This is a genomic window from Rhodococcus sp. SJ-2 (assembly GCF_053750035.1).
This window is the reverse complement of the sequence record NZ_CM132340.1, coordinates 1401512-1423961: the sequence shown is the minus strand read 5'-3', so window position 1 is coordinate 1423961 and position 22450 is coordinate 1401512. Positions and strand designations below refer to the sequence as shown.

Sequence of the window (22450 nt, the reverse complement as noted above, 5' to 3'; positions counted from 1 at the left end):
GTTCAGAAGCGGCTCAGCGGGACTCGTGCGCGAGGATCGCGGCCTGGATCCTCGACCGCAGATCCAGCTTGTGCAGAACCCGCGCGACATGTGTCTTGACGGTGGTTTCGCTCACCCCGAGGCGGGTGGCGATCTGCCTGTTCGACAGACCTTCACCGATGAGGTCGAACACTTCGCGCTCGCGGCCCGTGAGAGTGTCGAGAGCGGGAACAGGCGCGGGCGTGTGCTCACGTACGGCAGCGAACGCGTCGATCACCGTTCTGGTTACCTCAGGCGCGAGCACCCCGTCGCCCGCATGGACCGAGCGGATCGCATGCAGGAGGGCATCGGCCGATGCAGATTTGAGAAGGTAGCCGCCCGCGCCGGCCCGGAGACTGTCGAACACGTATTCGTCGATCTCGAAGCTGGTGAGCACGAGGACCCGGCTTTCGGTTTCCGAGGCGATGATGCGCGTCGCGGCGATGCCGTCGGTCCCCGGCATCCTGATGTCCATCAGCACCACGTCAGGTTTCAGAGCTCGCACCTGCGACACGGCGACAGAGCCATCGGCTGCTTCACCGACCACCTCGATGTCGGGGTCGGACTCGAGAATCATCCGCAGGCCGCTGCGGATGGCGGTGTGGTCGTCGGCGAGCAGCACAGTGATGGTCATCGAGGGCCTCCGTCTCGCAGCGGCAGATGTACTTCCGTTCGCCACCGTTTCTCCCTGTCGCTTCGCTCGCCTTGGTCCTTCCCGTCGCTTCGCTCGCCTGAGCCCTCGACGATCTGCGAGCGGGCGCGGCCACCGATGGCTGCGGCGCGTTCGGCGATGTTGCGCAGACCGTGCGAGCCACCGTGTCCGACACGGGCGGGCTCCGCTCGACCCCGGTCCGGGGGAAGCGGGTTCGACACTCGGATCGTGAGTTCGCGATCGTCCATCCCGAGTTGCACGAGGACAGGGAGTCCGGGGGCGTGTTTCGTTGCGTTCGTCATGGCTTCCTGGATGATTCGGAAGGCGGTCACGTCCACGTCGGCATCAAGTCCGGTCAGGTCGGGGGCCTCCACGGTAACGATGCTGCCGCTCGCCTCGGCCGACGCCACGAGAGCGGTCAGATCGGAAAGCCGCCCCGCGGTGGCAGTTCCCTCCCGGACGTCGTCGCTACGCAGCAGGGTGACCATCGATTGCATCTCCCGCAGGGCGTCGACGCTGTTGGCTCGCACCGATTCGAGTACCGACATCGCCTTCTGCGGATCGCGGTCGCGTAGCCGCAACGCGGCCTCGCTCTGGATGGCGATCGCCGACAGGTGCCCGGCAACGATGTCGTGGAGATCGCGTGCAAGGTGTGCCCGTTCGGACGTGATCGCCGCCGCTCGATCGAGTTCGGCGACCTGGGCCAACGCCTGGGCTTTGGTGCGCTCGGCCTCGGCGGCGTCGCGGTGGGTTCGCACCGATCGGGCCCACCACACCGGCAGTGAGATGAGGAGCGCGCCCATGGCCGCGACGAATACCGCCGGCCTCAGCTCGCCCGTGAAGATGCCGAAGCCGACGGCGAGTACTGCGATCGGGACGATCGGTGCCCGCTCCAGGAACACGCTCGTCCGCGCACTCCCGTACAGCGCGGCTGCGAACAGCAGGTCGCCGTATGCGAGCCAGACCGGTAGGGAGATACCGAGCGCGAAATCGACGGCGACGGGCACCGCGGCCAGCACCAGACCGAGTAGGGGGTGCGACCGGCGCAGGAGGATCGGTACGCACACGGCAGCGAGAAGCAACAGTCGCACCTGAACCGAAGTCTCGTCGTGGGCAACCAAGGCACCGAGGTCCAGCAGATACAACACCGCGCCGCACACGAAATATGAGAGTGCGATCAGAGCGGGTGCATATCGGTCGATCACGATGCCATTCGATCACAACGACCTGCCCGAACAGACCGGCGTCATCCGAAGTGATGACGCTCTGCGACCCGATCGGCGGACGCGGCGACGAGCCACCCGACGACATGCTCGAAGCATGTTCGCCAGCCACATCACCGCATTCATCATCGCCAGCGAGGTCGGGTTCTGGGTGGTCCTCGCTCTGGGTCTCGTCGTCCGTTATCTGCTGCGCCTGCCGAAGGCCGGTGCGGTGGTCCTCGCGCTGATCCCCGTTATCGACGTCGTGCTGCTCGTTGCTGTTGCACTGGACCTACGGAACGGCACCGAGGTCGGCTACATCCACCGCATCGCCGGAATCTATCTGGGAGTGAGCGTCGCCTTCGGACCCAGCATCGTCCGCTGGGCCGATCGTCGGTTCGCCTACCTGTTCGCCGACGGCAAGAAACCCACACCTACGCCGAAGGAAGGACCGGAAGCGTTCCGGCACGAGATCGTGAGTTTCGGGCGCTGGCTCATCGCGGCCGGGATCAGCGGCGCTGCTGTGCTGGGGCTCGGCGCGACCGTTGCCACCGATGCGCAGAGCGCCGCCCTGAACTCGATCTTTCCCACGCTCGGGATCATCACTGCCATCTGGTTGCTCACCGGTCCGGTGTGGGTTCTGAGCAAGATCTGATCAGCGCGATGAATTTCCTGTCGGCTGTGGGTCTGTCCAAGCGAACGCTCACCGACCCAAGGAGATACCGATGGCCCGCATGCTCTTCGCCAACCTCGCAGTCGAGAACATCGCCGCGACCCGCACGTTCTTCGACAAGCTCGGGTTCACATTCAACGACATGTTCTGCGACGAGAACACCGCGTGCTTGGAGATCAACGAACAGGCCTTCGTGATGTTGCTCGAGAAGCCGCGCTTCGGCGATTTCATCAACGACGACATCTGCGACACCTCGACTGCACGTGAGGTGCTGATGTGTGTGTCTGCGGACAGTCGCGAGGCAGTGGACCAGTTGGTCGACGGAGCGGTCGCCGCGGGCGGCAGCGAGTGGGTCACGGCCGGATCGAAGCAGGCAAACGCCGAGATGGGCGAATTCTCGCACAGCCGCGCATTCCGCGACCTCGACAACCACGTGTGGGAGGTCATGTGGATGGATGTCGAGGCTGCTGCCCGGCAGTGGGCTCCCGAGGGCGAGGGCGCTCAGGCCTGAGTCGGGGACTGCCGAGGTGCTCAGCTTCGGGCTACCGGAGTTTCCGGTAGCCCGAAGCGTGCGAACAGACCGACGATATCGTCGCTGAAGAACACCGTCGCGTGCGCGACCTTGCCGTCGACGACGTCGAGAACCTGGAGCTGAAACGGGCGATGCTGCCCGTCTTCACCGCGCATGTAGAGTCCGAGGGCCGGCTGTCCGTTCGCCATCGTGGGGCGCAGGATTTGGTCGCCCGGCCCTTTCGCCGGGCAGTTGCACTTGATCAGGGTCACGATGGCGTCGGCGCCTTGATACCAGCCGTCGAACGGCGGCATTTCCCAGATGGCGTCCTCCGTGAGCATGGTGACGAGCGAGTCGATGTCATACTTTTCGAATCCCTCGACCCACCGCTTCACGAGCGCGCGAGTTTCGGCACTGTCCGGCTCGCTGAGCTCGCTCTTCGCCTCCTGGACATCGCGCAGTTGCGCGCGGGCGCGTTGGAGCAGGCTGTTGACCGCGGCCGTAGTGGTGTCGAGAGCGGCAGCGACTTCGCTTGCTCGCCACTGCAATACATCGCGCAACAGAAGGACTGCGCGCTGCCGCGCCGACAGGTGCTGGAGCGCGGCGACGAATGCGAGCCGGATCGAATCACGTGACGCGACGATCGTTGCGGGATCGCTCGGGTCGTCGGTGTGGCCGTCGTCGGTGTAACTGCCGGGAATCGGCTCGAGCCAGGGGACTTCCTGACGCGTCACGAGGTCGTCCGTCGGATCGGAGCTCGGTGCACCCAGCCCGGTGGGCAAGGGTCTGCGCTTGCGTCCCTCCAGCGCCGTGAGGCACACGTTGGTGGCGATGCGATGCAGCCATGTGCGCAACGACGAGCGCCCACCGAAGTTGTCGTATCCGCGCCACGCCCGCAGGTACGTCTCCTGCACCAGGTCTTCGGCGTCGTGGAGGGAACCGCTCATGCGGTAGCAGTGCGCGAGCAATTCGCGTCGGTACGGTTCGGCGGCATCCATGAATGTGGCATCGCCGAGGCCACTCGATGTCGTGTCAAGGAGCTGCTCTGTCATGGGTCCCCGCCCTCGGTCGACTTCCTGAACAACTACCTGCCCGAGCGTAGTACCGGGCACCGACACATAACAGACCGAGAAGTCTTCCGAAGCAGGTTGCGGGCACTTCGATTGTGGCCGTTCTCCGGGTAGCGTGCACGAAGCCGTGTCCTGGTGGGGGGCACGATGGGAGGGATTGGGGCGGGTGTTGCACGAGAACACCGGGCGGAACGGTGCGTCGGACGGGGCGGGGCCGGTGGGTCCGTTCGCGAGTGGGCCGCCTCCGGGCGCGCTGCATGTCGAGACTCCGCCACTCGAACGGTTCGGGCTCGCCGAACTCGGACGCGCGGTCGTCGTCGCCTGTGCCCTCGTCGCCTTCGTGACGTGGGCGATCCTGCGGTGGTCGGTGGGGCGTGCTGACTGTCGCAGACTCGTCGACGCCGCCGCGCACGGCACGGTCGACGCTTTCGAACACCTCGGACCCACGTTCGTGAAGCTCGGGCAGCTTGTCGCGTCGTCGCCGGGACTGTTTCCCGCTCCGCTCGCCGACGCCTGCCTGCGCATGCTCGACGACGTGCCCACGTTCCCGTCCGAGCAGGCCCGCGCGGTCATCGAGGAAGACCTCGGGCATCCGATCGGCGAGATGTTCTCGTCGTTCGACGATGTGCCGCTCGCGGCGGCTTCGGTGGCGCAGGTCCACGGTTGTGTGCTCCGGGACGGGCGCGAAGCCGTGATCAAGGTGCAACGGCCGGGGATCGCGCGGCGCATGCTCGTCGACCTGCGCGCGGCGTACGTCGGCGCCAAGATCCTGCGGATCTTCGAGTTCTTCCGGATCGCCAACACTCCCGCGATCATCCGCGATCTCTACAACGCCACGATGACCGAGCTCAACGCCGCGGTCGAAGCGGACCGGCAGGATCGCTTCCGCAACAATATCGGGGCGTTCGGCGACAACCGATTCGTCACTGTGCCCGAGGTGTACTGGCAGTGGTGTGGTCCGCGGGTGATCTGTATGGAGCGACTGAAGGGAACACCCCTCGATCGTGTCGTGCGGGAGGACGATGGTCTCGACACCGCTCTCCTGGTTCGGCGCGGCGTGAAGGTGTGGATCGAGGCGGTGCTGATGCACGGCCCGTTCCACGGTGATGTGCACGCCGGAAACCTGTGGTACCTGGACGACGGCCGCGTTGCGCTGCTCGACTTCGGGATCGTCGGCGAACTCCCCGAACAGTGGCGGACGGTGCTGCGTGAGCTGTTCCGCTCGGCGCTGCTCGACGGTGACTTCTCCTCCGTTGCGAGGAGTATCCGAGAGCTCGGCGTCGCGGAGAACCTCGACGTCGACGACGTGGAGGTCGGCCGGCAGGTGGCGGAAACTTTCGGGCCGCTACTGGGACGCGATCTGTCGGAGCTCCGGCTCAGTGCGCTGATCGGTGCGCTCGTATCACTGGGACGGCAATGGAATACCACCAGTCCGGAGGAAATGGTGCTGTTCGGTAAGCAGATCGGCTACTTCGAGCGTTATGCAACCGCGCTCGCCCCGGGCTGGGTGCTGGGCCGAGATCCGTTCGTCTTCCGCAATGTCTTTCCCGAGGAAGTGGCCATAAGAATTGCCGAATCGGGCGTGAGCCTGCCCGACTGAGCGAAATCGGCCGGGGGCTCTTTACAGTCTGTTGCGCACGCCGTAGTTTAACGATCGTTCGACCCAAGAATTTGGGTTCGGCACCGTCGACAGCATCGCTACGGAAGGACCACGCCCCCATGAGCGCCTCGCAGGATGTCGTACTCGCCGAACGGGACGGCCACGTCGTCACGTGGACGATCAACCTTCCCGAGGCGCGGAACCCCATCTCGGGAGACGACGTCGTCGAACGCCTCGTCGCACTCGTCGACGACGCGAACGCGGACGTCGACACCCGCGTCGTGATCCTGACCGGTGCAGGCTCGGCGTTCTCCGCGGGCGGCAATGTCAAGGACATGGTCGATCGCGCCGGCATGTTCGCCGGTGCCCCGCATGCGCTCCGCGACGGCTACCGGCGCGGCATCCAGCGCCTGCCCAAAGCGATCTTCCACTGCGAGGTGCCCATCATCGCGGCTGTCAACGGACCAGCCGTGGGCGCGGGTTGCGACCTCGCGATGATGTGCGACATGCGGGTCGCGTCGACCAAGGCGTTCTTCGCGGAGAGCTTCGTCAAGCTCGGCATCATCCCCGGTGACGGCGGCGCGTGGCTGCTACCACGCGCGATCGGTGCCGCTCGCGCCGCCGAAATGGCCTTCACCGGCGACCGCGTCGACGCAGCCACCGCACTCGACTGGGGCATGGTTTCCCAGGTTGTCGAACCCGAAGAGCTGCTCGACACCGCACGCGCTCTCGCCGATCGAGTCGCCGTCAATCCGCCGCACGCGCTTCGCATGACCAAGAAGCTGCTCCGGGAAGGGCAGCGCGTCGACCTCGACACCCTCCTCGAACTGTCCGCCTCGCTGCAGGCGCTGTCGCACCACACCGAAGACCACCGAGAAGCTCTCGCCGCGTTCATGGAACGCAGGCCGGGCAACTTCACCGGTAACTGAACTCCGAGACCGAAGGACACAGCTGTGAAGAGGACGATCCTCACCGAAGAGCACGACGCGTTCCGCCAGATGGTACGCGATTTCATCGAGCGCGAGGTTGCACCGCACCGAGAGGAGTGGGACGAGCTCGGGCATCCCCCGCGCGAGTTCTTCCGTCGACTCGGCGAACTCGGCATCCTCGGCATCCAGGTACCCGAAGAATTCGGTGGCGGAGGAGAATCCAGCTTCATCTACAACACGATCGTGTTCGAAGAGGTCGCGCGCGCCGGCGTGTCCTTCGGTGGTTACACCGTCCACGCGTGCCTGATCCTGCCGTACCTGCTCGCGTACGCCACCGACGAACAGAAGAAGCGCTGGCTTCCCGGCTTCTCGGACGGCTCGAACATGACCGCGATCGCGATGACCGAGCCGGGCACCGGCTCCGACCTCGCGAATATCGCGACGACGGCGAAGCTGTCGGCGGACGGCTCGCACTACGTCGTCAACGGCGCCAAGACCTTCATCACCGGAGGCGCTACCGCAGATCTGATCCTCACGGTGTGCCGCACCTCGCCGTTCGATCCGGAGAACCGCCGAGGCGGGCTGTCGATCATCGCCGTCCCGACCGCGACCGAAGGCTTCGCTGTCGGCCGCAAGCTCAACAAGATCGGCCTGCACCAGCAGGACACCGCAGAATTGTCCTACAACGATGTCGTGGTCCCGGTCGAGAACCTCCTCGGTGAGGAGGGTGCCGGATTCGGCTACCTTGCCCACAACCTTCCGCAGGAGCGCCTCGCCATCGCACTGAACCAGGTGGGCTTCGCAGAGGCCGCGATCTCGCATGCGATCGCATACACGCAGGACCGCAAGGTGTTCGGTAAGCCCGTCGCTTCCTTTCAGAATTCGAAGTTCGTGCTCGCCGAGTGCTCCGCCGAGACTCAGGCCGCGCGCGTCTACGTCGACCACTGCCTCGAACTGCTCGACCGCAAGGAACTGTCGGTCGCCGACGCCGCGCGCGCAAAACTGTTCTGCACGGAAGTTGCGGGCCGGGTCATCGACAAATGCCTGCAGTTGCACGGTGGCTACGGCTACATCACCGAGTACCCGATCGCGCGGCTCTACGCCGACACGCGGGTCACGCGGATCTACGGTGGCACCAGCGAAGTAATGAAGACGATTATCTCCAAGGACCTGGGGCTGTAATCATGTACCCGGGCCGCTACGCAGCAACACACCCGGATCGGCCCGCGGTACACGAGGCCGCGACCGGACGGGCGATCACCTATCGTGAACTCGAAGAGAACTCCGTCCGGTTCTCGCATTGGTTGCGCGCGCACGATGTGGGTGCCGGTGACCACATCGCAGTGATCACGGTCAACGACGCCACGGTATACGAACTGTATTGGGGTGCAATTCGTTCGGGCGTGTACATCACATTCGTCAATTCGCATCTCGCGGCTGCGGAGGCCGCATACGTCGTGGACGACTGCGACGCGAAGATCCTCCTGGTGTCGGCGCCTCTCGCGTCGCTCGCCGCGGAGGTCGTCGAATCGACACCGAAGGTGCAGCATCGCATCGCCTTCGGCGGTTCGATCCAAGGCCACCTCGACTACGAATCCGAGGTCGCCGGCCTGCCCACTGTGCCGCCCGCTGACCAGCCACGAGGCAGCGACATGCTGTACTCGTCAGGAACCACGGGGCGTCCCAAGGGCATCAAGCCCCGACTCAGCGGTGTGCAGATCGACGAGGACCCGGGGATCCCCCTCATCGGAATGATGCGACACCTCGGATTCGGCGACGACACCGTCTACCTGTCGCCCGCACCCATCTATCACTCCGCGCCACTGCGCTACAGCGTGCTCACTCAGGCAATGGGCGGCACCGTCGTACTGATGGACCGCTTCGACGCGGAACACTCGCTGGAACTGATCGAACGCTATCGCGTTACGCACAGCCAATGGGTCCCCACACATTTCGTGCGACTACTTCGTCTCCCCGAAGAGGTCCGGAACAAGTACGACCTGTCGTCGCTGCGGTGCGCCATCCACTCGGCGGCGCCGTGCCCCGTCGAGGTCAAGCAGCGCCTCATCGAGTGGTGGGGCGAGATCGTGTACGAGTACTACTCGGCCACCGAGGCGATCGGCAGTACTGTGATCACACCGCAGGAGTGGCTCCGCAAGCCCGGAAGTGTCGGGCGCACAGGCGGACCAGGAAGCAGCGGAATCGCACACATCTGTGATGGTGACGGAACTGAACTGGCTGCGGGTCGAGCGGGGACCGTCTACTTCGAGAAACCCGTGCAGAACCTCGAATATCACAAGGACCCGGTCAAGACCGAATCGGCGCGACATCCGTTCGAGAAGAACTGGGCAACCAACGGCGACCTCGGTTATCTCGACGCGGACGGCTACCTGTTCCTCACCGGTCGCGACAAGTTCACGATCATCTCCGGTGGCGTGAACATCTACCCGCAGGAGATCGAGAACATTCTTGCTCTCCACCCGGGTGTGGGCGATGTCGCGGTCGTGGGTGTGCCGGATGCAGACCGTGGTGAACGGGTCGAAGCGTTCGTGCGACCGGCAGACGGCGTCGACCCGAGCGATGATCTCGAACGTGAGATCATCGATTTCTGTCACGAACGACTGTCGAAGTTCAAGTGCCCGCGAAAGGTTCGGTTCGTCGACGCCCTGCCGCGTACCGCCACCGGAAAGATGGTCAAGGGTGCGTTGCAGGACCTCATTGCGGATTTTGCCGATGCGGGGATGTCGGGATGACCCCGTCTCCCAAACAGCGGCTGTTCATCGATGTGGGGCGCAAAGAGTTCGTGCGTAACGGATACGGTGCCTCTTCGATCCGCACCATCGCGCAGGAAGCGGGCGTGAGCCTGTCGGCGCTGTACTACCACTACAAGAACAAGCAGGATCTGCTGCTCGCGATCCTGCTCGACGGTGTCGACACGTACGACGCGGTGTGCGATGCCGAACTCGCCGGTGCGGGAGATGATCCCGTAGCGCAGTTGCGCGCGTTCGTCCGTGGCAACGTCAAGTTCCGTACTCAGTACCCGCTGCAGGGTCAGCTGATCGCGACCGAGGTGCGCAACCTGGAACCCGACGGAGCACGGCAGTACGACGAGCGCCGTCGAGCGGGTCGCAAGCGGATGCGAGACATCATCGACGAAGGCGTCCGCCAGGGGCTGTTCACGACGAGGTATCCCGACGACTGCCGTAGATCGATCCTGGCGATGGTGTCGGCGATCGCGAACTGGTACGACCCTGCAGGCCCTGACGGTCCCGACGAGATCGCCGAGCGGTACTCCGACATGGCAATGGATTTGTTGTGCCCGAGCGGGGCGAGCATTGCTCCGCACGACGGAAGAGAATCACGATGAGTACACGATTGGTCCCGCAGGCGGGGGCACCCGATCCGGCGCTCGCCGAACTACGTGCGCAGGTGCGGGTGTTCCTGAGGGAACAGATCGCCGCCGGTGTGTTCACACCGGGAATCGATACCTGGCTGACCCAGTGGAACGTCGAGTTCACCCGGGCACTTGCTGCGAAGGGGTGGGTCGGCATGACGATTCCCACCGAATACGGTGGCCACGGGCGCACCTTCATGGAGCGGTTCGTGGTCACCGAGGAACTCCTGGCCGTTGGCGCTCCGGTGGCGGCGCAGTGGGTTGCGGACCGGCAGGCCGCGCCGTCGCTGCTGAAGTACGGCACCGAAGCGCAGAAGCAGCGATTCCTTCCCGGCATCGCAGCGGGCGAAATCTGCTGGGCCATCGGGATGTCGGAGCCGGAGTCGGGGTCGGACCTGGCCAGCGTCAAGACCCGTGCCGTGCAGGTCGAGGGCGGTTGGAAGATCACAGGCACGAAATTGTGGACTTCGGGCGCGCATCACGCCGACGCGTTCTTCGGACTCGCCCGCTCCGCGCCGCTCGATCCCGCTCACCGTCATGACGGTCTGAGCCAGTTCATCGTGCTGCTCGACTCGCCAGGGGTGACCATTCGTCCGATCCTGTCGATGTCGGGCGACCACCACTTCAACGAGGTGCTGCTCGAGGACGTCTTCGTTCCCGACGACCTCGTGCTGGGTGCAGTCGGGTCGGGCTGGGAGCAGGTCACGAGCGAGCTCGGCTTCGAACGGAGCGGGCCCGAACGCTTGTTGTCGACGTTCGGTGTGCTGGAGGGCCTCGTCCGCGGAGTCGGCACCGGAACTGTCGAAGCCGACACCAGGCTCGGCGCGACCATCGGCCGGATCGCGGGGCTGCATCGGATGTCCACGGCGGTATCGGAATCGCTCGAACGCGGCGAGAATGCAGAACTTGCTGCATCCGTGGTGAAGGTGCTCGGCACCAAGACCGAGGGCGACATTGCGGACCTCGCCGACGAACTCGCGGGGTATACCGCGAGCGACGAGGATCTGGCGAAACTCATCCGGGCGGGAGTCATGCAGCGTCCGGGCTTCACATTGCGCGGGGGCACCAGCGAGATCCTGCGCGGCGTCATCGCACGAGGATTGGGATTGAGATGACCGACAAGGCCACGGACAACACCGAATTGCGCGACTTCGAGCGAATGCTCGCCGAAGTCTTCATCTCCGGTGACGACCACCGCATCGGCGAGGTCGTCGAGTTCGACCGCACCCTGTGGAGCACGTTGAGCGAGCTGGGGCTCGCTCGCCTCACAGGCGACGAATCCGCCGGGGGCAGTGGCGCAGGCTGGACGGAGGCGTCGCTGCTCCTCACCGCGGCGGGGGCAGCGGCGGCGGCGGTGCCTGTCGCCGAGAACGACCTGCTCGCCGGGTGGCTGCTCGCTACCGCCGGACTCGAAGCGAACGACGGTGTGCGCACCGCCGCCGTGCTCGATGTCGACGGTGATGCCCGATTCGTGCCTTGGGCACGCGACGTGGACTCGATCGTCGTGCTCTGGCAGGACAGCGCGGATTCGTGGCGGGTCGCCGATGTGCCCCGTGCTCGGATCGAACTCACCGCGGGTGTGAATCTCGCGTCGGAACCACGCGACCACATCCACGTCGACGTCGCTGCGCTCTCGGGTGCGGAGGTGCCCGCGTCGGTGGCCGAGGAATTTCGGTATCGGGGTGCGCTGGCGCGCACACTTTCCTCGGTGGGTGCGATGGACCGGATTCTGCAACTCGTCGTCGAACACGTCACGGCACGCGTCCAGTTCGGACGTCCGCTCGGAAAGTTTCAGGCAGTCCAGGCACTCGTGGCCGACATCGCCGCGGAGTCGGCTCTTGCACGCGCCGCTGCGGACGCGGCGGTCGCAGCGGCCTCCGCGAACGGGTTCGGCAGAAGTGCAACGAGATTTGCGATTGCCGTTGCGGCATCCTGCACGGGTCATGCGGCGGCCGTGGTCGCCCGAAATGCGCACCAGGCCCTCGGCGCGATCGGCTTCACGATGGAACACGAGTTGCATCGGCATGCGAACCGCGTCCTCTCGTGGCGGAGCGAGTTCGGAACCGTGTCGTCATGGGACGCGGAGCTTCTCGAGGCAGCTGTCGCAGCCGGGGATGTGTGGGCGGTGATCACCGAGTGACGCAGGTAACAATCCCCTGATGTCGTCGGTGTGGCAACGTCAGGACATCCGTCACGAGCGGACCTGTCCAGGAACGGAGCATACGTGGATACGATCGACACCGGACTGCTGATACTGCGCGTGCTGTTGGGATTGACGATGGCAGCACACGGCTACGGAAAGCTCTTCCGGGGCGGCCGCATCCCAGGCACAGCCGGATGGTTCGACAGTATGGGGATGCGACCCGGCAAGGTGCACGCCTGGCTTGCCGCGCTGACGGAAGTCGGTGCCGGTCTGTTGCTCGCGGTCGGTCTGCTCACCCCGTTCGCCGCCGCCGGGTTCGTGTCGCTGATGTTCGTCGCTGCGTGGACGGTGCACCGGGGCAGCGGCTTCTTCGTGACCGCCAACGGGTGGGAATACAATCTGGTTCTCGCAGGTGGTGCTGTTGCTGTCGCTGTGATGGGTGCGGGCAGCGCCAGCCTCGATCACCTGATCTTCGGCGGCAATCTGCTCGACGGGTGGGCCGGTGGCGTCATCGCCCTGGTCGGTGGGCTCGGTGCGGCCGGAGTCCTCCTCGGGACGTGCTATCGGCCCGCGCCGAAGGCGGACGACGAATCAGTGTCGGTGTCCTGACGCGACCGCTCGCTCGGACTTCCTGTCACCGCAGGTAGAGGCGCACCTTGTCGATCTCGTTGCGCAGCAGGTCGATTTCTTCGGCCGTGGGCGGTTCGGTGGTGGTGAGGTCGGCCGAGACCTGCAGATCCCAGCTCGTGGCCGCGCGCACCTCGTCGACGGTGACGCCGGCGTGGACGCTGGTGAGTTCGAGTTCGTCGTAAGGGCCGCTGCGGGAGAGGACCCCGAGGCTGGTGAACACCTTGGTGACGCCGCGTCCCCGAGGCATGATGCCTGCGCCTGCCTCGCGGGCCCGTACCGGACTCGGTGACGTGCAGAAGTCGAGTTCTGCGGGGAATGCGCTCGGGTCGTGCCTGCGCATGACGACGAAGACCTCGCCGGCGTTCGGCATGATCTCGACGGCACCGCCCGCGCCGGGAAGCCGCACGGTGGGCTTGTCCCAGTCACCGATGAAGCTCGTGTTCAGGCTTCCGTAGCGGTCGATCTGGCCGGCACCGAGGAATCCGACGTCGACGTTGCCGCCTTGCAGGACGTATCCGAACAGCGACGCCATGGAGACGACGGATTCGGCGCCGGACACGACGACGGAATCCGCAATGCCTTCGGCCATCGCCTCCGGGTGTGCCCCGCACACACCGGACTCGTAGATGAGTTCGATACCCGGATTCGAGGTGCGGCACGCGAGATCCACGGCAAGGGTGGGAAGGCCGACGCCTGCGAATACACGGCTCTTACCGGCGAGGGCACGGGCGGCGACCGACACGATCAGTTCGGTGGTGGAAAACGTTTCGGCAGTAGTCACTTTCGGCTCCCGTAGTTGACCGCTTCGGAGTAGCGTGGCGCGACCTCGAGATCGCTCCAGTAATTGTCGCCGAGTTTGACGAGGTACTCCTCGTGATCGGCGCATTCGTACACCCAGTCCTTGAGCCAGGTGCGGAGGGACTGCGGATCCTTGCTGATGTCGGTCCAGCGGCGGTAGAACCCGCAGTCGCGGTCGTAGTAGCCCTGCGCGTACGACGGGTGCGCACCGCGGGGGCACACGACCACCGCGTCGACAGCGTGTGACGGGATGAGTGTGCGGCTGGGGTCGGAGCGGACGATCTCGTCGTCGACGATCTCCTCGACCACGACGATCGCGTGCTTCGCGGCGTACACGGCTTCCTGTTGGACCCCGGCGATTCCCCAGATCTGGATGTTCCCTGCCCGGTCCGCGCGCTGCGCATGGATGATCGTGACATCCGGGTTGAGCGGCGGAACCACATAGGTACTGCCGTTGCCGTAGGGATCCTCGACGAGCTTGATCTTCGGGTTCAGGGCGGGCAGGTCGCTCCCGGCGTATGAACGCAGCGGGAAGAACGGCAGGCCTGCTGCGCCTGCCTGGTAGCGGCACACCATGCCGTAGTGGCTGTACTCCTCGACGTCGAGCTTGACGGGATCGTGCTTCTCGATGCGTCGGCGGATCTCGTAGAGTGACCCGGCGGATCCACTCGCGAAGAATGACGCGACGAGGGTCGCGACACAGTCTGCGGCGATGAGCTGGTCGGAGATGATGTCCGGTGTCATCCGGCACAGTGTCAGGTCCTTGCGGCCCTGACGGATGATCTCGTGTGCTGCGGCGAACGGAATGAGATGCGAGAAGCCCTCGAGGGCAACGGTCATCCCGTCCTGGACGTACGTCGCGATGGCATCACGCATGGTCATGGTCTTGTCTGCTGGCATATCCATCTCCTGCCGCGGTCTGGCGTCACATTGACTGTGACATGAGTAATAGATGTAGTCCAATACAAAGTGTCGAGCCTTTTATTGCGTACTCGGTAATAATGAACGCGTGGAAATCCATCAGATCAGGGCCTTTCTCGCGGTGGCGGAAGAGTTGCATTTCGGCAGGGCCGCGCAGCGGTTGCACCTGGCGCAGCCCCCGTTGAGCCGGACGATCAAGCAGCTCGAGAAGCAACTCGGCGCGTCTCTGTTCGAGCGCAGCACGCGCAGCGTGCAGCTGACAGAAGCCGGACGAGCGCTCGTGGAGCCGGCTCGGGCCGTCCTCGACGCAGTGCGGCTCGCGGAGATGGCGGTGACATCAGCGGGCCGCGGACAGACCGGCCGCGTACGCATCGGATTCGCGGGGTCGTCGTCACATCACCTGGTGGGGCAGTGGGCGAAGCTGGTGCGCAGTACCCACCCCGGTATCGAGTTCGTGCTCGCCAGCTCGGCCTACGCGAGCGAAGTTCTGAATCGGTTGTCGGAGAACACGCTCGACATCGGTATCGTGCGGATGCTGTTCTTCCCGCCGGGGATCGCCTCGCGTGTGATCGCTCGTGAGGATCTCGTCATCGGAATGCCGAGGGAACACCGGCTCGCGGAGGAACCGGCAGTGCACCTGGCGGATCTGGCAACCGAGCCGTGGGTGATGCTTCCGTCCGAGCCGGGCTCGATGCTGCGCGACCTGCTGCTGCAGCTTGCGCACGAGGACGGGTTCACACCGAGAATCGTGCAGAGCGCTCCCGATTCGCTGGGATTGGTCGCGTTGGTCTCGGCCGGAGTGGGGTGCACACTGACGGTGTCGTCGGTGGCCCGGCACGTCGTGAATTCGGAAGTCGTGTTCGTGCCCCTCGCCGAGCGGGGGCCGATCGATGTGCGCTTGGTATGGCGGGAGGACGACACCAGTTCGGCACTCGCCGAGGTCCTCAGGCTGTCAGAAGAGGCGCTGCCCACCCACGAATGAGCGGTGCCGACGGTCACTGGGACCGTCGGCACCGCTCGGATCGGACGTTTCGAATCAGGTTCCTACGCGCACCTGTTCGTGCTTCGCGGCCTTGCCGGTCTCGACGTGGATCGGCGACTCGTCGTCGTTGCCTGTGCGTTCGCCGTCGTGGTGGTCGAGTTCGAGTTCGTTCTCGTCGGACTGTTCCGCGTGGGACAGGGCCTTCGGGTCGTAGCCGGTGCGATTGAGCAGTAGCAGCGTGCACACCAGCGACACCGCTGCATAGCATCCTGCCGCGATCGCGACACCGGTGACGTTGCCCGACGAATTGAGGATCCACTGGGCGAGCACAGGCGTGCCGCCGCCGACGATGAGTGAACAGAGCTGGTAGGACGCGGAGAGTCCCGAGTAGCGGATGTTTGCAGGGAATGCCCGGGCGAGTACGCCTGCAATGGCGCCGTAGAACATCGAATGCGGGATCGTCGCAAGGCACATTCCGATCGCGGCGACGGCGAACGTCTCGGTGCGGATCGCAAAGAACATCGCGGGCATCAGGAACAACTCGGGCACGATCATCAAGCACATGGCCTTGCGCATGTCGATCCGGGAAACCAGGACCGCGCCGAACGGCTGGACGATGAACTGAACGACGAGGGCAATTGCGATGATCGCGAGGAAGGTTCCTCGTTCGTACCCGAGTTCACTTGTCGCCCAGGACAATGCGAACGTGTTCTTGAAATAGGTGACCTGAGCGAGGGGGAGAGCGCCTGCGCCGAGCAGCACCAGAACCCAGTGCTTGCGCAGTACTTCGGCGATCGGGAGCTTGACGACCTTCTTGCTGGCGATGACTGCTTTCATCGCGTCCGACTCTTCGAGCTTGAGGCGGATGACCATGCCGACGATCACCAGCAACGCAGACACGAGGAACGGGATGCGCCAGCCGTAGAGCAGGAACTCGGGGGTGGGCATCGCGGCGAGGAAGAAGAACGCCATGGTCGCGAGGAGGTTCCCGGCGGGGGAGCCCTGCTGCGCGAACGCGGAGTAGAGAATCCCCTTGCCCTTGGGTGCGTTCTCGGAGGCGATGAGAACCGCACCGCCCCATTCACCGCCGACCGCGACACCCTGCAGGACTCTGAGTGCGACGAGCAGGATCGGCGCCCAGATCCCGATCTGGGCGTAGGTGGGGAGCAGGCCGATGCCCACGGTCGCGATGCCCATCATGATCAGGGTGATGACCAGGGTGTTCTTGCGGCCGATGCGGTCGCCCAGGTGCCCGAAGATGATGCCCCCGATGGGCCGGGCGAGGAAGCCTGCCCACAGCGTGACGAATGCGAGCAGGGTCCCGACGCCGGCGGGTAGATCGTCGGAGAAGAAAATCTCTCCGAAGACGAGCGCGGCCGCCGTTCCGTAGATGTAGAAGTCGTACCACTCGATGGTCGTGCCGATGAAGGAGGCAATTCCTGCTTTCCGGGCCTTCTTCGCGACTTCCTGTTCGGTGGGTGCCGAGGGTGCCATGCGACTCCGCTCTCTGGTCGATCCGGTCGGACGAAGCAGCCGGATGTGTCGTACGTCTCATTGAGATTGGCAGCCGAATCTGATCCCGTCCAATACTTGATTCCTGTCGGATTGTTTCGAAAAACGTATCAATAACTAGGGTATTGATGCTCATAAATATTATGTTTTGCGAAATATCGATCAGGAATCGCTGGTAGAACTACAAGCCGATCCAGTTTCGAGGGAGGACGTCGATATGACAGGCGAGCAAACCAACAGCGCGGCAAGTGCGTACGAGCTGCCGCTCGAAGGCATCACCGTGGTGAGTCTCGAGCAGGCGGTTGCGGCGCCTCTGGCGACCCGGCATTTGGCCGACCTCGGCGCACGAGTCGTCAAGGTCGAGCGTGTCGGCGACGGCGACTTCGCTCGCGACTACGACAGTGCCGTCCTCGGTCTCGCGGCGCACTTCGTGTGGCTCAATCGCGGGAAGGAGTCGTTCGCGGTGGATCTCAAGGCCGCCGCGGGCGTCGAAGCGGTGAAGTCGCTCATCGCGGGTGCCGATGTGTTCCTGCAGAACCTCGCTCCCGGCGCGGTCGATCGTCTCGGTCTGGCTGCCGACGACCTGCGTGCCGATCATCCGGAGCTGATCGTCATCAACATGTCCGGGTACGGGACCGACGGCCCCATGCGTGACCGGAAGGCCTACGACCTGCTGGTTCAGTCGGAGTCCGGACTGTGCTCGATCACCGGTACCCCCGAGACCGCGGTCAAGACGGGTATTCCCACATCCGATATCGCCGCAGGTATGTACGCGCTGACCTCGATCCAGGCGGCGCTGCTGCGGCGATACCGCACGGGAGCGGGCGCGACGATCGACGTGTCCATGTTCGATGCGACGGCCGAGTGGCTCGGATATCCGATGTACCTGCAGATGTATCAGGATCGGCAGGTCCCGCGGATGGGGCTCGCGCACACGTCGATCACCCCGTACGACAAGTACCCGACCGCCGACGGTGAGATTCTCATCGGTGTGCAGAACGATCGAGGCTGGCGGGCTCTCACCGAGGTGCTGGGGATGCCGGAGTTCGCGAACGACCCGCGGTATGCGACCAACGTCGAACGAGTCGCTCGCCGGGGCGAGGTCGACAAACTGGTCGGTGACGCCACCGCTGCATATGCCAGCGCAGACCTGGACGAGAAACTCGCCGCGGCCGGAATCCCCGCGGCGAGATTGCGTGACCTGTCGGGGCTGATCGAACATCCGCAGTTGAGCGAGCGCGATCGATGGCGTGAAGTGAAGACCGAATCGGGAGCGATACGCGCCATCCTGCCGCCGATGAACTTCCGCGACGTCGAACTGCCCATGGGTGCGGTGCCTTCGCTGGGTGAACACACCGACGCTGTCCTGAACAGGCTCGGTCTGACGGACGAACAGGTTGCGGGCCTGCGTGCGGCCGGGATCGTCGGGTAGGGAATATCCGGCCATATAGGTACGGCAAGCCATTCGTATCGGCAATTCGGATCGTTGGTGCAGCGCCCGCCGATTGACCTCGGTGCGTACATATTCGAAAATGGCCGTACAAATCGTTGTACTCAGAGGAGTGGGTCATGACCCGAGCGGCACTCGTCGCCCCCGTTCGTACCGCCGTCGGCCGCTTCGGAGGGGCGCTGAAGGATGTCTCGGCGGTGACCCTTGCGACCACCGTCATCAAGGAGACCGTCGCGCGTTCGGGTATCGACCCCGAACTCATCGAAGAAGTGGCGATGGGTCAGTCGTACGCGAGTTCGGAGGCGCCGTGCATCGGAAGGTGGGCTGCGCTCGATGCGGGCCTGCCGATCTCGGTGGCAGGCATCCAGACCGACCGCCGCTGCGGCACCGGCCTCCAGGCTCTCGTGACCGCCGCGATGATGGTGCAGACCGGTGCCGCGAATGTCGTGGTTGCCGGGGGTGTCGAGTCGATGAGCAACATCGAGCACTACACGACCGGTGCCCGCTGGGGCGCCCGCTCCGGTGGTCTGAATCTGTACGATCGCCTCGATCGGGGTCGCGAGCGGTCACAGCCCGAATGGCGATTCGGCAAGATCAGCGGAATGATCGAAACTGCCGAGAACGTGGCGCAGCAGTGCGGGATCACGCGCGAGGATTCCGATGCGCTCGCCGCGGAGAGTCATCGTCGTGCCCACGCCGCATGGGAGGCAGGACGTTTCGACGACGAGGTCGTCGGGGTCGAGGTCAAGGACCGGAAGGGCAACGTCACCGTTGTTGCGCGGGACGAGGGTATCCGTCCGGACAGCACCCCCGAATCCCTTGCGAAGGTGCGATCCGTGACGCCGGGTGGGGTGGTCACCGCGGGTAACGCCAGTCAGCAGAACGATGCGGCCGCAGCGCTTCTCGTGGTCGCCGAGGACAAGCTCGACGAGTACGGTCTCGAGCCGATCGGCTTCCTCGAAGGATGGACCGCAGCCGGATGCGACCCGGCGACCATGGGGCTGGGCCCGGTAGCGGCCACCCGGAAGCTGTTCGATCGCACAGGTCTCGGATTCGACGATGTCGACCTCGTCGAACTCAACGAAGCCTTCGCGTGCCAGGTGCTCGGTGTGCTGTCGCAGTGGGGCTGGGACGATCGGGACAAGCTCAACGTCAACGGATCCGGGATCTCCCTGGGTCACCCCATCGGGGCGACGGGTGTCCGGATGGCGACGACGGCTCTGCACGAACTGAATCGTCGCGGCGGTGGTCGCGCGCTGGTGACGATGTGCATCGGCGGTGGCCAGGGAATGGCCGCGTCGATCACCACGGCCTGAGGGGAGCGGTATGAGCGGGCTGGCCGATAGGGAATGGATGCTCTCCGCGCGCTGCCGCGGGTTCGAGACCTCCGTGTTCTTTCCGCAGAAGGAATCGGGCCGTGGCCCGGTGGCCGGTGCCGAGCGCAATGCGAAGGGTATCTGCCGCACATGCCCGGTGATCATCGAGTGCCGCGACCATGCGCTGGTCAACGATGAGCCGCACGGCATTTGGGGTGGGATGAATTACTCCGAGCGGCGCGCGGTCGCCAGGGCAAAGAAACTGGGCCGGCCGATACCTGCCTGACTGAATTCGCTTACGCAGTAGACGGATACACCGGTTCAGGACCGGTGTATCCGTCTACTGCGGTTGTTGCGAGCGCGTCACAGGAGTCCCGCTGTTGCCAGCTGGGTGAAGACAAGCGAGAAGTCGCCGCACACGAGTGCACGGGGTGACGAGTCGGGGCGCGAGTAGCAGCTCGAGGGATTCAGTTTCTGTCGGCTGCGAGCTGCTCGAGCAGACACAGATTGGCTGTCATGCCGTCTCGCCACACACCGAGCCGGTAGGCGACGATCTCACTTTCCCTGTCCGGATGCTGCTCGATGAAATCGGAGAACGGTGACTTGCCGGAACCGACCTTGGCCCACTGACGGACGATGGTGCCTTCGGCTGCGGGATCGACCTCGAAGCCCCAGAAGGCGATCGGCGCATCAGTCGGGCCGACGCGCCATACCCAGCGGCGACCGTCCTCGACCTCGACGACCTCCGGTTCGGTGTGCCACTCACCCATTTGTGAGCTGTGGTTGTGTCCGCGGAATCGTGCCCCGACTGCGACACCGTCGGCGCCGTCCAGCCACTCTGCGCGCTGCAGCTCACCGTCTGCACGGGTAGGTAATTCGATGTCGGTGACCAATGCCCAGGCGTGTTCCGGGCTGCAGGGCAATGTACCGGTGACTTCAACGGTCGGGGTGTCGCGCAGACGCACGGATACTCCTTCTGGTCTCGATTCGATCTTCGACGGTGACGGTGCGCCGATGCTAACCGAGATCGGGTCGGCCTACTCAGCCGACGTTCGTCACCGGGATCAGTGCGCCGGTCACGGGGGATCCCGCGTCGGACAGCAGGAATTCGATGACCTTCGCAACTTCGGCCGGCTGTGACCACCGGCTGGTGTCGGCGTCGGGCATGGCCGCGCGGTTGGTCGGCGTGTCGATGACGACGGGGAGCAGTGCGTTGACGCGGATGTGATCGTCGCGGTACTCGACGGCCATGGTCTCGACCAGCGCCGAGACCGCAGCCTTGGAGGCGATGTACGATGCGCCGCCCGAAAACGGATTGTGAGTCGCGGCGGCGGAGATGCAGACGATCGATCCACCGCCGCGACGGATCAGGTGGGGCAGCGCAGCCTGGCTGACGGAGTAGGCGGTGCGCACGTTGAGGTCGAACTGGGAATCGAGCACGCCGATCGGCGTCTCGTGAACTCGCGGGCCGGAGGAGAATCCGCCGACCAGGTTGACGACGCCGAACAGTGGGGCGCCAGGATCATCGGCCGCAACCGCGAGCACATCCTCGAGTTGTTGTTCGTCGGAGAGGTCGGCTTTGACGAGGTGCAGATTCGGATGAGTGCCGACGCGCTCGAGTTCTTCGGAGGCGACCCACGGGACCACGACACGCCACCCGGTGTCGAGAAGATGCGCGGTCACGGCAGCTCCGAGTCCGCCGGTGCCGCCGCTGACGAGTGCGGTGCGAGTCATGGCCACCGTCCTTCCGAGTGTTGTCGAGGTCTCGCGTGTTGATCCGGTCCTGCCCGGTGCGGGACTGATAACGACCCTATCGCATAGGGAAATGACATTCTCGAAAATCTCATACAGTGGGAAGAGGGTGTCCTTTGCTCTGCGATCGGCATGATGAAGCGCAGGTTCATCGTCGAAAGGTGCATCACGTGACCGACATCGAAGCGGAGTTCGTCCAAGCCCGTGGTCTGCGGGCGTTTCTCGCTCGCCCCCTGGGCGGAAGCAGCGGCGGGATGCTGCTGCTCCCCATGATCACCGGCATCAACGAGCAGGTCCGCGAATACGCCGAGGACATCGCAGACACCGGCGTGACCGCCCTCGTGTGGGACCCGTGGCACGGCCACAGTGCCGAGGACACACCGCGGGAACAACTCGTCGAATGGATGGCCGCACTTCAGGATGACGCCGTCCTCACCGAGATGAACACCCTGCTCGAGTACGCCTTCGGTGAACTCGGATTGTCGAAGATGGGGGTGATCGGCTGGTGTCTCGGGGGCCGGCTGGCGCTGATCCTCGGCGGTGGTGATCCTCGGCTGGCGAATGTGATTGCCTACCACCCATCGATCTTCGTGCCCACGCCCCCGAACCACACCGTCGAGGCGGTCGAGTCCGCATCACGTATCACCGCGCCGGTGATGATCCTCCACGCCGGTGCCGACACCGTCATGTCACCCGAAACGTTCGGCGAACTACAGGCCGTGCTGCAGAATCGCACCGCGGGCGCGAGCATCATCTCGGTGTTTCCCGGTGCCGAGCACGGATTCAGCAGCCGAGACCGGCACACGAACCCGACCAACGCCGACGCGTATGCCGTGTCGTGGCCGCAGGTACTGCGGTTCATCGGCGACACGGTGCCCGGCCTTTAGCCGGGAAGTT

Annotated in this window: 23 protein-coding genes; 15 read left to right on the top strand and 8 right to left on the bottom strand. The window is 64.8% G+C overall.

Features of this window, described 5'->3' with window-relative positions:
- Positions 1–13: 13 nt before the first annotated feature.
- Together ACSYG9_RS06480 and ACSYG9_RS06475 are read right to left on the bottom strand one after the other, a co-directional pair.
- The gene (locus ACSYG9_RS06480) at positions 14–652 is read right to left on the bottom strand and encodes a response regulator (protein ID WP_454841695.1); all 639 of its coding nucleotides are present in this window, start codon (positions 650–652) and stop codon (positions 14–16) included.
- The gene (locus tag ACSYG9_RS06475) at positions 649–1875 is read right to left on the bottom strand and encodes a sensor histidine kinase (RefSeq protein WP_454841693.1); all 1227 of its coding nucleotides are present in this window, start codon (positions 1873–1875) and stop codon (positions 649–651) included. The genes ACSYG9_RS06480 and ACSYG9_RS06475 overlap by 4 nt, the downstream gene beginning before the upstream one ends.
- A gap of 115 nt (positions 1876–1990) precedes the next feature.
- Between ACSYG9_RS06475 and ACSYG9_RS06470 the strand changes: the two genes are divergently transcribed.
- Together ACSYG9_RS06470 and ACSYG9_RS06465 are read left to right on the top strand one after the other, a co-directional pair.
- Entirely contained in the window at positions 1991–2527 is a 537-nt protein-coding gene (locus tag ACSYG9_RS06470; protein WP_454841692.1) for a hypothetical protein, read from the top strand.
- A gap of 70 nt (positions 2528–2597) precedes the next feature.
- Positions 2598–3056, top strand: coding sequence for a VOC family protein (locus ACSYG9_RS06465; RefSeq protein ID WP_454841691.1), 459 nt, complete (start codon positions 2598–2600; stop codon positions 3054–3056).
- 20 nt (positions 3057–3076) lie between these two features.
- On the opposite strand, the gene ACSYG9_RS06460 is transcribed toward ACSYG9_RS06465, so the two are convergent.
- Positions 3077–4108: a sigma-70 family RNA polymerase sigma factor gene (locus ACSYG9_RS06460; protein WP_454841689.1), complete on the bottom strand. Its 1032-nt coding sequence runs from the start codon at positions 4106–4108 to the stop codon at positions 3077–3079.
- A gap of 187 nt (positions 4109–4295) precedes the next feature.
- Between ACSYG9_RS06460 and ACSYG9_RS06455 the strand changes: the two genes are divergently transcribed.
- From ACSYG9_RS06455 to ACSYG9_RS06420, 8 genes are all read left to right on the top strand, one after another.
- Positions 4296–5726: an ABC1 kinase family protein gene (locus ACSYG9_RS06455; RefSeq protein WP_454842896.1), complete on the top strand. Its 1431-nt coding sequence runs from the start codon at positions 4296–4298 to the stop codon at positions 5724–5726.
- 119 nt (positions 5727–5845) lie between these two features.
- On the top strand, positions 5846–6655 hold the full coding sequence (locus ACSYG9_RS06450; RefSeq protein ID WP_454841688.1) for a crotonase/enoyl-CoA hydratase family protein: 810 nt from the start codon (positions 5846–5848) through the stop codon (positions 6653–6655).
- A gap of 24 nt (positions 6656–6679) precedes the next feature.
- Positions 6680–7837 (top strand): acyl-CoA dehydrogenase family protein, encoded by a 1158-nt coding sequence (locus tag ACSYG9_RS06445; protein WP_454841686.1) that lies wholly within the window; start codon positions 6680–6682, stop codon positions 7835–7837.
- A 2-nt stretch (positions 7838–7839) separates the two neighbouring features.
- Positions 7840–9408, top strand: a complete 1569-nt coding sequence (locus ACSYG9_RS06440) for an acyl-CoA synthetase (RefSeq protein ID WP_454841685.1) — start codon at positions 7840–7842, stop codon at positions 9406–9408.
- Positions 9405–10022 carry a TetR/AcrR family transcriptional regulator gene (locus ACSYG9_RS06435; RefSeq protein ID WP_454841684.1) on the top strand — a complete coding sequence of 206 codons (618 nt, stop codon included), beginning with the start codon at positions 9405–9407 and terminating at the stop codon, positions 10020–10022. The genes ACSYG9_RS06440 and ACSYG9_RS06435 overlap by 4 nt, the downstream gene beginning before the upstream one ends.
- Positions 10019–11164, top strand: coding sequence for an acyl-CoA dehydrogenase family protein (locus ACSYG9_RS06430; protein ID WP_454841683.1), 1146 nt, complete (start codon positions 10019–10021; stop codon positions 11162–11164). The genes ACSYG9_RS06435 and ACSYG9_RS06430 overlap by 4 nt, the downstream gene beginning before the upstream one ends.
- The gene (locus tag ACSYG9_RS06425) at positions 11161–12189 is read left to right on the top strand and encodes an acyl-CoA dehydrogenase family protein (RefSeq protein ID WP_454841682.1); all 1029 of its coding nucleotides are present in this window, start codon (positions 11161–11163) and stop codon (positions 12187–12189) included. Before ACSYG9_RS06430 ends, ACSYG9_RS06425 begins: the two co-directional genes overlap by 4 nt.
- A 138-nt stretch (positions 12190–12327) precedes the next feature.
- A complete protein-coding gene (locus tag ACSYG9_RS06420) occupies positions 12328–12801 on the top strand; it encodes a DoxX family protein (protein ID WP_454842895.1) in 474 nt (157 codons plus the stop codon).
- 25 nt (positions 12802–12826) lie between these two features.
- Here ACSYG9_RS06420 and ACSYG9_RS06415 read toward each other — a convergent pair whose 3' ends face one another.
- Entirely contained in the window at positions 12827–13603 is a 777-nt protein-coding gene (locus ACSYG9_RS06415) for a CoA-transferase subunit beta (protein ID WP_454841680.1), read from the bottom strand.
- Positions 13600–14520 (bottom strand): CoA transferase subunit A, encoded by a 921-nt coding sequence (locus tag ACSYG9_RS06410; protein ID WP_454841678.1) that lies wholly within the window; start codon positions 14518–14520, stop codon positions 13600–13602. Before ACSYG9_RS06410 ends, ACSYG9_RS06415 begins: the two co-directional genes overlap by 4 nt.
- Positions 14521–14629: 109 nt before the next feature.
- Here ACSYG9_RS06410 and ACSYG9_RS06405 point away from each other — a divergent pair, with 109 nt between their 5' ends.
- Entirely contained in the window at positions 14630–15523 is an 894-nt protein-coding gene (locus tag ACSYG9_RS06405) for a LysR substrate-binding domain-containing protein (protein ID WP_454841676.1), read from the top strand.
- 54 nt (positions 15524–15577) lie between these two features.
- Here the strand turns inward: ACSYG9_RS06405 and ACSYG9_RS06400 are convergent, their stop codons facing one another.
- On the bottom strand, positions 15578–17017 hold the full coding sequence (locus ACSYG9_RS06400) for an MFS transporter (RefSeq protein WP_454841675.1): 1440 nt from the start codon (positions 17015–17017) through the stop codon (positions 15578–15580).
- Positions 17018–17252: 235 nt separating this feature from the next.
- Between ACSYG9_RS06400 and ACSYG9_RS06395 the strand changes: the two genes are divergently transcribed.
- From ACSYG9_RS06395 to ACSYG9_RS06385, 3 genes are all read left to right on the top strand, one after another.
- On the top strand, positions 17253–18467 hold the full coding sequence (locus tag ACSYG9_RS06395; RefSeq protein ID WP_454841674.1) for a CaiB/BaiF CoA transferase family protein: 1215 nt from the start codon (positions 17253–17255) through the stop codon (positions 18465–18467).
- A 137-nt stretch (positions 18468–18604) separates the two neighbouring features.
- A complete protein-coding gene (locus ACSYG9_RS06390) occupies positions 18605–19801 on the top strand; it encodes an acetyl-CoA C-acetyltransferase (protein ID WP_454841673.1) in 1197 nt (398 codons plus the stop codon).
- A 10-nt stretch (positions 19802–19811) separates the two neighbouring features.
- A complete protein-coding gene (locus ACSYG9_RS06385) occupies positions 19812–20087 on the top strand; it encodes a WhiB family transcriptional regulator (RefSeq protein WP_454841671.1) in 276 nt (91 codons plus the stop codon).
- A 181-nt stretch (positions 20088–20268) separates the two neighbouring features.
- On the opposite strand, the gene ACSYG9_RS06380 is transcribed toward ACSYG9_RS06385, so the two are convergent.
- Together ACSYG9_RS06380 and ACSYG9_RS06375 are read right to left on the bottom strand one after the other, a co-directional pair.
- On the bottom strand, positions 20269–20766 hold the full coding sequence (locus tag ACSYG9_RS06380) for an SRPBCC family protein (protein WP_454841670.1): 498 nt from the start codon (positions 20764–20766) through the stop codon (positions 20269–20271).
- Positions 20767–20842: 76 nt separating this feature from the next.
- Complete coding sequence (locus ACSYG9_RS06375; RefSeq protein WP_454841669.1) at positions 20843–21535, bottom strand: SDR family NAD(P)-dependent oxidoreductase; 693 nt, start codon at positions 21533–21535, stop codon at positions 20843–20845.
- A gap of 188 nt (positions 21536–21723) precedes the next feature.
- Between ACSYG9_RS06375 and ACSYG9_RS06370 the strand changes: the two genes are divergently transcribed.
- Positions 21724–22440 carry a dienelactone hydrolase family protein gene (locus tag ACSYG9_RS06370; protein WP_454841668.1) on the top strand — a complete coding sequence of 239 codons (717 nt, stop codon included), beginning with the start codon at positions 21724–21726 and terminating at the stop codon, positions 22438–22440.
- Positions 22441–22450: the final 10 nt, after the last annotated feature.

Bases quoted from the DNA above. Each gene is read 5' to 3' on its own strand.
- ACSYG9_RS06480 (WP_454841695.1), bottom strand. From the start codon at position 652: ATGACCATCACTGTGCTGCTCGCCGACGACCACACCGCCATCCGCAGC.
- ACSYG9_RS06470 (WP_454841692.1), top strand. From the start codon at position 1,991: ATGTTCGCCAGCCACATCACCGCATTCATCATCGCCAGCGAGGTCGGG.
- ACSYG9_RS06465 (WP_454841691.1), top strand. From the start codon at position 2,598: ATGGCCCGCATGCTCTTCGCCAACCTCGCAGTCGAGAACATCGCCGCG.
- ACSYG9_RS06460 (WP_454841689.1), bottom strand. From the start codon at position 4,108: ATGACAGAGCAGCTCCTTGACACGACATCGAGTGGCCTCGGCGATGCC.
- ACSYG9_RS06450 (WP_454841688.1), top strand. From the start codon at position 5,846: ATGAGCGCCTCGCAGGATGTCGTACTCGCCGAACGGGACGGCCACGTC.
- ACSYG9_RS06440 (WP_454841685.1), top strand. From the start codon at position 7,840: ATGTACCCGGGCCGCTACGCAGCAACACACCCGGATCGGCCCGCGGTA.
- ACSYG9_RS06435 (WP_454841684.1), top strand. From the start codon at position 9,405: ATGACCCCGTCTCCCAAACAGCGGCTGTTCATCGATGTGGGGCGCAAA.
- ACSYG9_RS06430 (WP_454841683.1), top strand. From the start codon at position 10,019: ATGAGTACACGATTGGTCCCGCAGGCGGGGGCACCCGATCCGGCGCTC.
- ACSYG9_RS06425 (WP_454841682.1), top strand. From the start codon at position 11,161: ATGACCGACAAGGCCACGGACAACACCGAATTGCGCGACTTCGAGCGA.
- ACSYG9_RS06420 (WP_454842895.1), top strand. From the start codon at position 12,328: ATGGCAGCACACGGCTACGGAAAGCTCTTCCGGGGCGGCCGCATCCCA.
- ACSYG9_RS06410 (WP_454841678.1), bottom strand. From the start codon at position 14,520: ATGCCAGCAGACAAGACCATGACCATGCGTGATGCCATCGCGACGTAC.
- ACSYG9_RS06400 (WP_454841675.1), bottom strand. From the start codon at position 17,017: ATGGCACCCTCGGCACCCACCGAACAGGAAGTCGCGAAGAAGGCCCGG.
- ACSYG9_RS06395 (WP_454841674.1), top strand. From the start codon at position 17,253: ATGACAGGCGAGCAAACCAACAGCGCGGCAAGTGCGTACGAGCTGCCG.
- ACSYG9_RS06390 (WP_454841673.1), top strand. From the start codon at position 18,605: ATGACCCGAGCGGCACTCGTCGCCCCCGTTCGTACCGCCGTCGGCCGC.
- ACSYG9_RS06385 (WP_454841671.1), top strand. From the start codon at position 19,812: ATGAGCGGGCTGGCCGATAGGGAATGGATGCTCTCCGCGCGCTGCCGC.
- ACSYG9_RS06375 (WP_454841669.1), bottom strand. From the start codon at position 21,535: ATGACTCGCACCGCACTCGTCAGCGGCGGCACCGGCGGACTCGGAGCT.